The organism is uncultured Selenomonas sp. (genome assembly GCA_905372355.1).
Taxonomy (GTDB): Bacteria; Bacillota; Negativicutes; order Selenomonadales; family Selenomonadaceae; genus Selenomonas.
Window position 1 is genome coordinate 22,336 of record CAJPOT010000017.1, and the last position, 12,196, is coordinate 34,531.

The window sequence follows — 12,196 nt, forward strand, 5'->3', positions numbered from 1 at the left end:
GTGAAAGCTGCCGCAAATATTGGAAAGAAAAGCCGCCGTCGCAGAAGATGCGACAGGCGGCTTTTTGCTGTCGAATTTACGGTTGAATTTTACAACAAAAGAAGGTATGCTAGAGATAGAAGAAGGGAGGGGGCGGCTATGCCTAATATCAAACCGATTTCTGATTTAAGAAATTACGGCGAGGTGCTTCGTGACGTAGCTGTCGGTTCGCCAGTTTTTCTTACAAAGAATGGGCGCGGTCGATATGCGATTGTTGATTTGGAGGATTATGAAAAAACGAAGGCGGCATTGAGGCTCATGAAAGAACTTTCTCAGGGAAAAGTATCTGGAGATGAAAGAGGCTGGCGTACGTCTGCAGATGTGAGGGCGCATTTTCAGAGGGAAATAAATGAAATATAATATCCAATATTCTCCGAAAGCTGAAGGTGATCTGGATGAAATTTGGAACTATATCTCTTCTGAATTGTGCAATCCCCGAGCGGCACAAAATACGATAAATCGCATATTGGATCGCGTGGATCAGCTGGAGGATTTCCCGCAACTCGGCGCAGCGCTTTCTTCCGTGATCGATGTAGAAAGCGAGTATCGGTTTCTCGTTTGCGGCAATTATATAGTGTTTTACCATGAAGCCCCAAGAGGTCAAGCCAAAGGCGCAGACCGATTGGCTAGGCTTCTGTAAGGCGTGAGGACATATGTACAGTGTGCCTCCTTGATGAAGCCGCTACAGGAAACGGGCGTAAAAGCAGTGTATGTCCGTTTCCTGTAGCGGCTGAACATATGTCCTGAAAGTTTATCGTATATTTGAGCAGGATGTCTATGTTGACCGCGTGTTATACGGCAAGCGAAATTATCTTCGCATCTTGTTTCAGGAGTTGACACGGGAGCCAATGGACGATTGAAGCCGAGAGATGATTCCTAAAGTTGGGCAGGCGGCTTTTTTACAGGACATATAGGAAAAAATTTGCTATAATAAGAATGATAAGCACTGGATTTGATGCTTGGGCAAAAGCTCAGCTGGGGGGTATGGATATGTTTGCAATCATCGTTGGCACGCACGGCCGGCTGGCCGAAGAGCTGCTCTCTTCCGTCGAGATGATCTTCGGCGAGGTGCAGAACACGGCGGCGGTCACGTTTCTGCCGGGCGAAGGGCCGGCAGACATCACGGCGAAGTACGAAGCCGTCTTGGAAAAGCTCGATACGTCGGGCGGCGTGCTCTTCCTCGTCGACATCTTCGGCGGCACGCCATACAATGCCGCCTGCCGCATCGTCATCAACAACGAGCAGTACGGCATCGTCACGGGCGTGAGTATGCCGATGCTCGTCGACATGGCGAACACGCAGGCGATGGACGAGGGGACGGACATCCGTACACTGATGGAGAAGGCGGTGAGCGTGGGTCAGAAGGGCATCCGGCTCTTCCACGCGAGTGCAGTCAACAGCTGAGAAAAGACAATAGGATAGGAGAGAGATACATGATCAGTACGATTGGTGTTGTGACTTCGGGCGGTGACAGCCCGGGCATGAATGCGGCGGCGCGCGCCGTTGTGCGCACGGCGATTTCCGAGGGCGTAAGGATTTTCGGTGTCTACGGCGGCTACACGGGGCTTTTGGACGGCGACATCAAGGAGCTTTCGACGCGCAGCGTCAGCGACCTCATTCAGCGCGGCGGCACGTTCCTCGGCACGGGGCGTTCCAAGCGCTTCCATACGGAGGAGGGGCGCAAAGCGGCGATGGAAAAGCTCAAAGAGCATGGCATCGAAGGCCTTGTCGTCATCGGTGGTGACGGCAGCCTCACGGGCGCGGCGCATCTCTCGCGCCACGGCATGCCGATCGTCGGTCTGCCGGCGACGATTGAAAACGACGTCTGGGGCACGGACTACACGATCGGCGCCGACACGGCGGCGAACACGGTTCTGGAGGCCATCAACAAGCTGCGCGACACGGCGTCGGCGCATCGGCGCATCATCCTCATCGAGGTCATGGGCAAGAAGTCGGGCTGGCTCGCGATGATGGCGGGCGTCGCGGGCGGCGCTGAATACGTCCTCGTGCCCGAGGTCAAGTACGATCTCGATGAGATCTGCACGGAAATCATGGACGCTTACGAGGCAGGCAAAAAGTACAGCATCATCGTCGTGGCGCAGGGTGCAGGCTCTGCCGTCGAGATGGGCAAGTTCATCGGCGAGACGACGAAGATCGATACGCGCGTATCCGTCTTGGGCTACATCCAGCGCGGCGGCGCGCCGACGGTCGAGGATCGTATGAAGGCGTCGCTTCTCGGCGAGCGTGCAGCTCTCGCCCTGATGTCGGGCGCGAGCGACATCGTCTTCGGTTTCGACATGGGCAAGGTCGTGAGCATCAATCTGCATGACGCCGTGACGAACCGCAAGACGCTCGATCCCGAGATCGTGCGCCTCGCACGCGTTCTCGCCTGATTTGGGAGGAAGAGAGAAATATGAAAATTGCCATTCTCGGCTACGGAAATCTCGGGCGCGGCGTGGAGTGCGCCGTGCGAGAAAACAGCGATATGGAGCTTGTCACCGTCTTTACGCGGCGCGATCCGAAAGATGTGAAGATCCAGACGGAGGGTGTGCCCGTCGTCCGCGTCGAGGACATCGAGGCATGGAAGGACAAGGTTGACGTGCTGATCCTCTGCGGAGGCAGCGCGACGGATCTGCCCGAGCAGACGCCGCAGTATGCGAAGTTCTTCCACGTCGTTGACAGCTTCGATACGCACGCGAAGATTCCCGCGCACTTCGCTGCCGTAGATCAGGCGGCAAAGGCGACGAATCATGTCGCCGTCATTTCCGTCGGCTGGGACCCCGGGCTCTTCTCGCTCGCGCGCGTCTATGCGAATGCCGTCCTGCCGAACGGCAAGGATTACACTTTCTGGGGGCGCGGCGTCAGCCAGGGGCACTCCGACGCCATCCGCCGCATCGCAGGCGTGAAGGATGCGAAGCAGTACACCATCCCCGTCGTCAAGGCGCTCGCCGCCGTGCGGCGCGGCGACAATCCCGAGCTTACGACGCGCGAGAAGCATACGCGCGAATGCTTCGTCGTCCTCGAAGAGGGCGCGGACGCAGCGAAGGTCGAGAAGGAAATCAAGGAGATGCCGAACTACTTCGCCGACTACGATACGACCGTGCACTTCATCACGGAAGAGGAGCTGAAGGCAAGCCACAGCGGCCTTGCACACGGCGGCTTCGTCATCCGCACGGGTGCGACGGGGCTTCACGGCGAGCACAAGCACGCGATCGAGTACAGCCTGAAGCTCGACTCGAACCCCGAGTTCACGACGAGCGTCCTCCTCGCGTATGCAAGGGCGGCATACCGCCTCGCGCAGGAGGGCGTCGCGGGCTGCAAGACCGTCCTCGACATCGCCCCCGCCTACCTCTCGCCGCTTTCGGCAGAGGAACTTCGGGCGAAGCTCTTGTGAGGGAAAGAGTTTCGGTATTGTGAACAGCATAAGCAACAAGGAAGGGCGCCGTCGGCTGATGGCGCCCTTCTTCTATAGAATACGAACGGAAAATACATCGGGTGCAAAGACACATACCATCACAAAAACTTGCCGTAGACTTGCTGCAATAGATCGTCAAAGTATTGCCGTTCTAACGCATATGTACTGTATAGTTCCAACGGCTTATTGATGGCGTCAAAAAAATTGACAGCTCCCTGAAGCAAGGTGAGCAGCAGTTCCTTTTCTGGGACAAAAAAGCGCTTATTGTTCCACTTTGTATGCAATTTTATAAAACCTCTGTCATATTCTTCAAAGGCCATCTCCATTGGAGCATCTGGAAAGGACATGGAGGCTATTCCATCTTGCAGCAGTTTATCGATGGCGACGGCGAGGTAAACCCAGAGATAATTAAGGGAGTCCCATTCACGGAAGGTTAATATTTCTTTATCAAAATAGCTTAGCAGAATAGCGCCGTCTATATATTTTTTGTCCACATGCCTGGCAATCTTTTTGAGCTCCTTGGCGTCCGTTACATCGACAAACCATGCCGGATCGATATGGTTCAAATCGGATATGCGCACCTTGGGTCTGATGAGAAAGGATCTGCAGGTAAACATTTTGTAATATACTCACGCCTTAGAGAAAGCTGAAAAAGATATGAGCTATGCGATGATCTTTGACATCTTCGCATAGCCCTGTTGTGATACCCTACTTCATCAAACCGCCGGGGATGTCAAGGGTGGCGAAGTAGTCATCGAGAGTTTCGGCGCGGCGGATGAGTTCGACGCTGCCGTCTTCTCTTAAGAGCAGCTCCGCGCTTCTGAGCTTGCCGTTGTAGTTGAAGCCCATGGCGTGGCCGTGGGCGCCGGTGTCGTGGATGACGATGCGGTCGCCGATGTCGATCTTGGGCAGTTTGCGGTCGATGGCGAATTTGTCGTTGTTTTCGCAGAGCGATCCTGTAACGTCGTAGATATGATCGCAGAAGGCGTCTTCCTTGCCGACGACGGTGATGTGGTGATACGCGCCGTAGAGTGCGGGGCGCATGAGGTTCGCCATGCAGGCGTCGAGTCCAATGTAGTCCTTGTACGTCTTCTTTTCATGCAGCGCCGTCGTGACGAGCCAGCCGTAAGGTCCCGTGATGTAGCGGCCGGATTCTGCCTTGATGGCGAGTCCTGCGAGTCCCGCCGGCTCGATGATCTTCTTGTAGAGCGCTTCGATGCCGCTTCCGACGCGCTCGACGTCGATGGCTTCTTCTTCGGGGCGATAGGGAATGCCGAAGCCGCCGCCGAGGTTGATGAATTCGAGCGAGATGCCGAGGCGTTTCTTGATTTCGACGGCGAGGTTGAACATGAGTTCCGCCGTGAAGAGGAAGGCTTCATTCCTAAGCTCGCTCGATATGACCATGGTGTGCAGGCCGAAGCGCTTGACGCCCTTTTCGCGTGCGATCTTGTAGGCGTCGAAGATCTGATGATGCGTAAGGCCGTACTTCGCTTCGGTCGGCTTGCCGATGATGTCGTTGCCTTCGATGAGCGGGCCGGGGTTGTAGCGAAAGGAGAGGCAGTCGGGGAAGCCCGCGCATTTTTCGAGATAGTCGATGTGGCTGATGTCGTCGAGGTTGATGATGGCGCCGAGTTCGCGCGCTTTCTGGAATTCCTCGGCGGGCGTGTCGTTCGAGGTCAGCATGATCTCTTCGCCCTTGACACCGGCGGCCTCGGAGAGGAGCAGTTCGGCGATGGAGCTGCAGTCCGTGCCCGCGCCCTCTTCGTGCAGAATCTGCAGGAGGCGCGGATTTGGCGCTGCCTTGACGGCGAAGTGCTCGGTGAAGTTCGGCGCCCACGAGAAGGCTCGCTTGAAACGGCGGAAGTTCTCGCGAATGGCCTTTTCGTCGTAGATGTGAAAGGGTGTCGGATATTGTTCGATGATTTCCTCAAGCCTCTCGCGGCTTATGGGGAAAACTTTTTCTGTCATAAGGACGCCTCCCAAAATGTTTCTGATGGAGTGAAAAGCCGCCTGTGCGGCGGCGCTGATTCTTTCGCCATTATAACAATGCAGCGCAGGGCTGTCAATGAAGGCGATTTGTGGTATAATAGAAGAGAATATTTGATTTGCATGAGAAACTGCACGCACAAACGTCCGCTTTGTGGACAAAAGTGCGCCGCCCTTAAAGAAAGTTACCCAAGCAGCCTGCGCCTTCGACTTGGCTTCTTGGGCTTTCATAAAATATCGCTGTGCGCGGAAAGGAGGAGAAGCCTTGCGGCTCTACATTGCGGAGAAACCGAGCATGGGGCGCGAGATTGCCAAGTGCCTCGAAGGCCCTGTGCGCTCGCACGATGGCTGGCTGGAAACGGCGGAAGGCGCGGTGACGTGGGGCTTCGGTCATATTCTGCGCCAGAAGGAGCCGGAGGAGTACAGCGAGAAGTACAAGCTCTGGCGCACGGAGGATCTGCCCATCGTGCCCGCCGAGTGGCAGCTCGTCGTTGCGCCGTCGGCAGCGCGGCAGTTCCGCATCGTCAAGGATCTCATCGCGCGTGCCGATGAGATCGTCCATGCGGGCGACCCCGACCGTGAGGGGCAGCTTCTGATCGACGAGGTGCTCGACTTCGTCGGCAACGAAAAGCCCGTCAAGCGCATCCTTCTGAACGCGCTCGACGAGAAGAGCATCCGCGAGGCGAACGCGGATCTTCGCGAGAACAGCGACTTCTACGCGCTCAAGCAGTCGGCGCTGGCGCGTGCCCGCGCCGATTGGCTCATCGGCATGAACCTTTCGCGTGCCTATACGCTCGCGGCACGCCGCGCGGGGCACAAGAAGCTCGTCCTGCCCGTGGGCAGGGTCAAGACGCCGACCTTGGCGCTCGTCGTGCGCCGCGAGCGCGAGATCGAGGGCTTCAAGCCCGTCGATTACTTCGAGATTCGCGCGAAGTTCCGCCATGCAGACGGGGATTTCACAGCCGTCTGGAAGCCGCGCGAGGAGGAGCCGGGGCTTGACCGCGAGGGAAGGCTCGTCGACGAGGCGGCGGCACAGGCGCGTCTTGCGGGTTTCGCCGAGCCGCCTGCAGACGGGCGCGTGACGGAGCTGCATCGCGCGAAGAAGACGGAGGGGCAGCGGCTGCCGTTTTCGCTTTCATCGCTTCAGGTGCTCGCGGGCAGGAAGTACGGCTACGAGCCGCAGCTCGTGCTCGATACGGCGCAGAAGCTCTACGAGAAGAAGCTCACGACATACCCGCGCTCGGACTCGGAATATCTGCCGCTGAATCAGCGAAAGGATGCGTCCGCGATCCTCGCGCATCTCAGGGACGGCGACGATGCGGCTCTGTCGCATTGGGCGGGCGGCGCGGACGCGAAGATCAAGAGCCGCGCATGGAACGACAAGAAGGTGACGGCGCACCATGCGATCATTCCGACGCGCGTGCGTGCGCGGCTCGGGACGCTCACGGAGACGGAAGCGAACATCTACCGCCTGATCGCGCAGGCGTTCATCGCGCAGTTCTATCCCGAGCATGTTTATGAGCAGACGCGTGCGGCTCTCGACTATCACGGCGAGGCGTTCGCCGTGAACGGGCGGCGCGAGATTCAGGCGGGCTGGCGTGCCATTTACCGCACGGCGAAGAAGGGCGCGGGCGAAGAAGCTGATGCGGGCGATGCGGACGGCGAGGAAGAAGACGGCGGCGTCCTGCCGCCATTGAAGAAGGGCGATGCCGTGACGTACTTGAGCGGCGCGCTCAAGAAGCGTGCGACGAAGCCGCCGCCGCGCTTCACGCCGGCGACGCTTCTGCAGGGCATGAAGGAGATCCACAAGTACGTGCTCGACCCCGAGGCGAAGAAACGCCTCAAGGACGTTTACGGCATCGGCACGGAGGCGACGCGTGCGGCGATCATCGATGACCTCATCAAGCGTCGCTTCCTTTTGGCGAAGGGCAAGAAGAAGCTGCTCTATCCGACCGATACGGCTTACCTCCTCGTCGACGCCCTGCCCGACGATCTCGTCTATCCCGACGCCACGGCGCTTTGGGAGGACAAGCTGCACTCGATGGCAGACGGCGAGGGCACGCTCGAAGAGTTCCTGTCGGCGCAGGTCGCTTTCACGCGCCGCCTTGTGGCGAAGGCGCTCGACGCGAAGATCGAGCGCGGGGGCGAGCATCCGTGCCCGCGCTGCAAAAACGGCGTCCTCGTGAAGCGCAGCGGCAAAAACGGCGACTTCTGGGGCTGCTCGAACTACCCGCGCTGCCGCATGAGCTGCGACGACAAGGAGGGAAAGCCCGATCTCGACTCGCGTGCGCCACGGGCAACGTCGGCGAGGTCTGCACCGTCTCGCGCAGGTCAGAAGGATGTGCGCCCTGCCCGCAGTTTTGGTGCGCCCGCGCTTTCGGAGGAGGAGATGGCGGCATTCCTCGCCGAGTATGCGCCGCTGCCGTCCGCACAAGAGATGATGAATTCCCCTTCGGACGGCAAAAAGGGAGCAGGAAAAGCAAAAGCGATTGTAGAATAAATGTTTAAAGTAAGATATATCAGTGCATTTTGATGGGGGAGAGTTCTTGGAAGATCCTTTTTTATTGTCTTTGAAAATTCTTGTCGTCTTTCTGCTCGTCTTCGGCAATGCGTTCTTCGTTGCGGCGGAGTTTTCCATCGTCAAGATGCGCAGTTCCCGGCTCGACGTGCTCATCGCCGAGGGCAACCGCCGCGCATCGTATGCGAAGAAGCTGGCCGATCGCCTTGACGTGGCGCTTTCCGTCACGCAGCTTGGCATCACCATCGTTTCCCTGGGCTTGGGCTGGCTCGGTGAGCCTGTTGTCGCTTCCTTGCTGCATCCGGCATTTTCGTGGTTCGGCGTGCCGGAGAGCGCGGTTGAAACCGTCTCCTTCGCCATCGCGTTCTTCCTCATCACCTCGCTGCACATCGTGGGCGGCGAGCTGATTCCGAAGAATGTCGCGATCCGCAAGGTCGAGAGTGTCGCGCTCACAGTCGCCTTGCCGCTCCTCGTCTTCCAGCGCATCATGTATCCTTTCGTCTGGCTGCTGAATCACGTCGCGAACTGGGCGGAGGAACGCATGGGCTTCTCCGTCGTGACGAAGGAGGAGGATGTGGCGCATACGGAAGAGGAGATCCGCGTCCTCATGGAGGAGAGTCATCGCCAAGGCTTCATCGATAAGACGGAATTGGAATTTGTCGACAACGTCTTTGACTTCGCCGATCTCTCCGTGCGCGAGATCATGATTCCGCGCACGGACATGGTCTGCCTCGATCTTGAGGACTCTTTGGAAGAGAGCATTGAGACGGCGATGGAGGAGAGGCTCACGCGCTATCCAATCTGCGACGGGGGCAAGGACAACGTCATCGGCTTTTTGCATATCAAGGACTTTTTACAAACGCTTTACAAGAAAGAAGCGCCCGATCTTCGGAAGCTCGCGCGCCATGCGCTCGTCGTGCCCGAGGCCATGGCCGTCAGCCGCCTTTTGCAGACGATGCAGCAGGAGCGCTCGCAGCTCGCCATTGTCGTCGATGAGTATGGCGGCACGGCGGGCATGGTCACGATCGAGGACGTCATCGAGGAAATCGTCGGAGATATTCAGGACGAGTTCGATACGGATCGCCCGCTGGTGGAAAAGAAGGGTGCGTGCCTTTACTCTGTCGACGCCAAGATGCTTTTGGAGGAACTTGAGGACATCCTGGAGGTCGCGATCGACGAGGAGGAGATCGACAGCGTGGGTGGCTGGCTTTCGGCGCACGTCGACAATCCACCGCGCATCGGACAGAAGGCGGCATTCGGCGATGCACAGTTCTTTGTCGAGGAAACGGAGGGCGTGCGCATCACGCGCGTCCTCTGCCGCCTTGGGCGAGAGCCGCAGAAGGAGCATGATGAGATCGTCGATCTCACGCAGTCGCGCAAGACCGACGGCATAAGATATATGAGCGGGCGCCGCAGGGATGGAAAGGGCGCCCACGTGAATTGAGATTCTCGTGAGAGAAGCCAGGGCTGGCGCAGGAGATGCTTGCGCAGCAGCCCGATCAGGGAAAGAACGGTGAGGACATGGCATCAAATTTTGATTTCTTGATGGCGCGAAAGGATTACAAGGCGATCGCGAAGACGGCGATGGAGGCGGAGCGGCGATTCGGCACGTCATACCCAGAGTGTGTGATTTTGTCGGCGCGTGCAGTCAAGCTGGCGGTGCGCTGGATGTTCACGCACGATGCGGGACTTGCGCTGCCGTATCGCGAGGCGATCGCTCGCCTCATTCATGAGCCGACGCTCAAGAAACTCCGTCCGGCTGGAATGAATTATCTCGTGCATTACATCCTGCATCTCGGCAATGTCGTTGCTTATCGCGGCATGGACGTCTCACGCGAGGAGGCCTTGCTCGCGCTGCGCGGACTGCACGCAGCCCTTTCATGGTTGGCGGCGTGCTACGAGGAAGGTTTTTCGCCGACTCCTTTCAATGAGGGCCTTTTGCCGACGGGCGGCAAGGAATGCAATGCGAATTCTCTGAAACTCCTGGAACTCTACAAGGAGCCGTTCGAAGGCGGCGCCCTTTTACCGCGGCGCAAGAAGAACCGCGAGGCTTCGGAGAAGTTTGCCGCCCTGCGGGAAAAAAACAGGAACGGCAGCGTCGTCGAGGTGCCTGCCGACCTTCTCGCCGAGACGCGCGGCCGCTACATCCTGGTGGACAGTGCGCAGGCGGGATGGACTTTGGGTGAGGACTTCTTCATGAACGCGCAGATCGAGGGCGCGGGAAAAAAGACGCCGACAGTCGACCTCCTCTTCACCGATGCCGAGAAGAAACCGCTGGCCGTCATGGCGGTCAAGGCGGCGGAGCATTCCGCAGAAGACGGCGTCGCTCAGGCGAAGGAATGGGCGACGCTCATGGAACAGAAGTACGGCGAGCGTCCCTATATTTTTCTCCTGCGCGAGGGAGGATACTGCTATCTGGATGAGGCGAGCGGCACATTGCGTCCGATTCATGGATGCTTTTCGCGCGTCGGTTTGGAGCGGCGCCTGCGCTTCCGCCGCCTTTACGATCCGGACGGACATCCAGACCTTGCTGAAGACATTGTGAACCGCCCCTATCAGCAGGAAGCCGTCTGGCGTATATGCGAGGACGTGCATCGAGGCGTGCGACGGCTTCTCGTTTCCACACCGCCGGGCACAGGGAAGACGCGCATGGCGGCGGGCGCCATTGAAGCGCTGCTCCACCAGAAAGCCGTCGGCAAGGTGCTCTACCTTGCTGACCGCGAGGAACTTGTGCATCAGGCTTACGAGCAGTTTCGCATGCTGCTGCCCGACGCGAAGCTCATCGACCTCCTCGGCGATGTACGTGAAGAGGCGCAGGCGGACATCGTTTTCGCGACGGCGACCATCATGATGGACGCCGTGAACGAGAGTCGGACAGAAACGGGAGCGCGCCTCTACGATCCGGCGCACTTCGATCTCGTCATCATCGACGAATCGCACCCGAGTATCTACGAAGACCATATCGTTCTCTTGAATTACTTCGATGCAATCCTTTTGGGCTTCTCGTCGTTGCCGCCTGAGGCTCCTGGAGAGGAAGATGTCTATCGTTTCTACGACCTTGCGCCCGGAAAGCCTACTTTCGCCTATCGTCTGGCAGAAGCGTGCCGCGACGGTTGGCTCGTCGATTTTGTTCTGCGCGATGAAGCGCCCGAGGGCATCATGGAGCCGCACCTTCGCTATGCCGATCTCACAAAGGAGCAGCGAACGATCGCGGAGATGGAGTATTCCGATACGGGCGCGATCGCGAGCAAGGATTTCGACGTGCCGGCCGTGAACAACTGGCTCTTCAGCGAGGAAACGATCCAGGCGATGCTCGAAAACCTTTTGCAGCATGGTCTCAAAACGCCGGACGGCAAGCTCGGCAAGACGATCATCTTTGCGAAGAACAGTCTGCAGGCGAAGGCGATCGCCTTCATCTTCCAGCGGCTTCATCCCGAGTACGGCGCAGACTTCATCCGTGCGCTCGATGTCCGTACGCCTGATCTTGCCGCGGCGGTGCAGGCTTTTTCGCTGTCCGATGAGCAGCTGACGATCGCTGTTTCCGTCGACGTCTTGGACACGGGCTTTGACATTCCTTCTGTCGTGAATCTCGTCTTCTTCCGCAAGGTGCATTCGCTGAGCAAGTTCAGTCAAATGCTCGGCAGGGGCATGCGCTTCTGCGCCGACTTGAACGGTGAGGGAAAGGACAAGGAGAGGTTTCTCGTCATGGACTACTGCAAGAATTTTGCATTCTTCGATATGAAGAAGTGAGGGAAGTTTATGAAATTCAAGTTTTTGCATAATAACATCAATGTGCGTGATCTCGCGCGTTCGCTCGCCTTCTATGAGAAGGCGCTCGGACTCAAGGAAGTGAGCCGCGTGGAAATGCCCGATTTCACGCTCGTCTACCTCGGCGATGGCGGCTCGACGCCGCACGAGCTTGAGTTGACGTGGCTCAAGGATCGCGAGACGCCGTATAATCTCGGCGACAACGAGTTCCACCTCGCCTTCGGCGTCGACGACTTTGCGGCGGCGCACAAACTGCACGAGGAGATGGGCTGCATTTGCTACGAGAATGCGGCGATGGGCATCTACTTCATCAGCGATCCCGACGGCTATTGGCTCGAAGTCCTGCCGAAATGGTGATCGCGCAGTTCGAGCGGACTGCCGCATGGGGAAGGGGCACGTCAAGGATGCAGAATATGAGAGATAAGACGAACAGTCATAAGGGAACGAAAGCGGCGCGGACGGCATGAGCC

11 protein-coding genes are annotated in these 12,196 nt (G+C 58.1%); 9 read left to right on the forward strand and 2 right to left on the reverse strand.

The window, feature by feature from the left end; translation table 11 throughout:
* From QZ177_RS09035 to QZ177_RS09055, 5 genes are all read left to right on the forward strand, one after another.
* Positions 1-399 (forward strand): type II toxin-antitoxin system prevent-host-death family antitoxin, encoded by a 399-nt coding sequence (locus QZ177_RS09035; RefSeq protein WP_294177022.1) that lies wholly within the window; start codon positions 1-3, stop codon positions 397-399.
* Entirely contained in the window at positions 389-679 is a 291-nt protein-coding gene (locus QZ177_RS09040) for a type II toxin-antitoxin system RelE/ParE family toxin (protein WP_294177023.1), read from the forward strand. The genes QZ177_RS09035 and QZ177_RS09040 overlap by 11 nt, the downstream gene beginning before the upstream one ends.
* Positions 680-1,029: 350 nt before the next feature.
* A complete protein-coding gene (locus QZ177_RS09045) occupies positions 1,030-1,443 on the forward strand; it encodes a mannose/fructose/sorbose PTS transporter subunit IIA (protein ID WP_294177024.1) in 414 nt (137 codons plus the stop codon).
* A gap of 29 nt (positions 1,444-1,472) precedes the next feature.
* Positions 1,473-2,432 (forward strand): 6-phosphofructokinase, encoded by a 960-nt coding sequence (gene pfkA, locus QZ177_RS09050; RefSeq protein ID WP_006192900.1) that lies wholly within the window; start codon positions 1,473-1,475, stop codon positions 2,430-2,432.
* Between the two features lie 20 nt (positions 2,433-2,452).
* Positions 2,453-3,433 (forward strand): diaminopimelate dehydrogenase, encoded by a 981-nt coding sequence (locus QZ177_RS09055; protein ID WP_294177025.1) that lies wholly within the window; start codon positions 2,453-2,455, stop codon positions 3,431-3,433.
* A gap of 119 nt (positions 3,434-3,552) precedes the next feature.
* Here the strand turns inward: QZ177_RS09055 and QZ177_RS09060 are convergent, their stop codons facing one another.
* The gene (locus tag QZ177_RS09060) at positions 3,553-4,020 is read right to left on the reverse strand and encodes a hypothetical protein (protein WP_294177026.1); all 468 of its coding nucleotides are present in this window, start codon (positions 4,018-4,020) and stop codon (positions 3,553-3,555) included.
* 142 nt (positions 4,021-4,162) lie between these two features.
* Entirely contained in the window at positions 4,163-5,422 is a 1,260-nt protein-coding gene (locus QZ177_RS09065) for a diaminopimelate decarboxylase (protein ID WP_265070401.1), read from the reverse strand.
* Positions 5,423-5,705: 283 nt separating this feature from the next.
* On the opposite strand from QZ177_RS09065, the gene QZ177_RS09070 reads away from it, so the two are divergent.
* The 4 genes from QZ177_RS09070 to QZ177_RS09085 are packed head-to-tail and all read left to right on the forward strand — an operon-like array spanning position 5,706 to position 12,083.
* The gene (locus QZ177_RS09070; RefSeq protein WP_294177029.1) at positions 5,706-7,940 is read left to right on the forward strand and encodes a DNA topoisomerase 3; all 2,235 of its coding nucleotides are present in this window, start codon (positions 5,706-5,708) and stop codon (positions 7,938-7,940) included.
* Positions 7,941-7,986: 46 nt separating this feature from the next.
* Positions 7,987-9,402 carry a hemolysin family protein gene (locus QZ177_RS09075; RefSeq protein ID WP_294177030.1) on the forward strand — a complete coding sequence of 472 codons (1,416 nt, stop codon included), beginning with the start codon at positions 7,987-7,989 and terminating at the stop codon, positions 9,400-9,402.
* 35 nt (positions 9,403-9,437) lie between these two features.
* Positions 9,438-11,708, forward strand: coding sequence for a DEAD/DEAH box helicase family protein (locus QZ177_RS09080; RefSeq protein ID WP_294177036.1), 2,271 nt, complete (start codon positions 9,438-9,440; stop codon positions 11,706-11,708).
* Between the two features lie 9 nt (positions 11,709-11,717).
* Positions 11,718-12,083, forward strand: a complete 366-nt coding sequence (locus tag QZ177_RS09085; protein WP_265070397.1) for a VOC family protein — start codon at positions 11,718-11,720, stop codon at positions 12,081-12,083.
* Positions 12,084-12,196 lie beyond the last annotated feature (113 nt).

What these genes read in the sequence shown, in the direction of transcription:
- QZ177_RS09040 (WP_294177023.1), top strand. Translation starts at nt 389, where the DNA reads ATGAAATATAATATCCAATATTCTCCGAAAGCTGAAGGTGATCTGGAT.
- QZ177_RS09045 (WP_294177024.1), top strand. Translation starts at nt 1,030, where the DNA reads ATGTTTGCAATCATCGTTGGCACGCACGGCCGGCTGGCCGAAGAGCTG.
- pfkA (WP_006192900.1), top strand. Translation starts at nt 1,473, where the DNA reads ATGATCAGTACGATTGGTGTTGTGACTTCGGGCGGTGACAGCCCGGGC.
- QZ177_RS09055 (WP_294177025.1), top strand. Translation starts at nt 2,453, where the DNA reads ATGAAAATTGCCATTCTCGGCTACGGAAATCTCGGGCGCGGCGTGGAG.
- QZ177_RS09065 (WP_265070401.1), bottom strand. Translation starts at nt 5,422, where the DNA reads ATGACAGAAAAAGTTTTCCCCATAAGCCGCGAGAGGCTTGAGGAAATC.
- QZ177_RS09080 (WP_294177036.1), top strand. Translation starts at nt 9,438, where the DNA reads ATGCTTGCGCAGCAGCCCGATCAGGGAAAGAACGGTGAGGACATGGCA.
- QZ177_RS09085 (WP_265070397.1), top strand. Translation starts at nt 11,718, where the DNA reads ATGAAATTCAAGTTTTTGCATAATAACATCAATGTGCGTGATCTCGCG.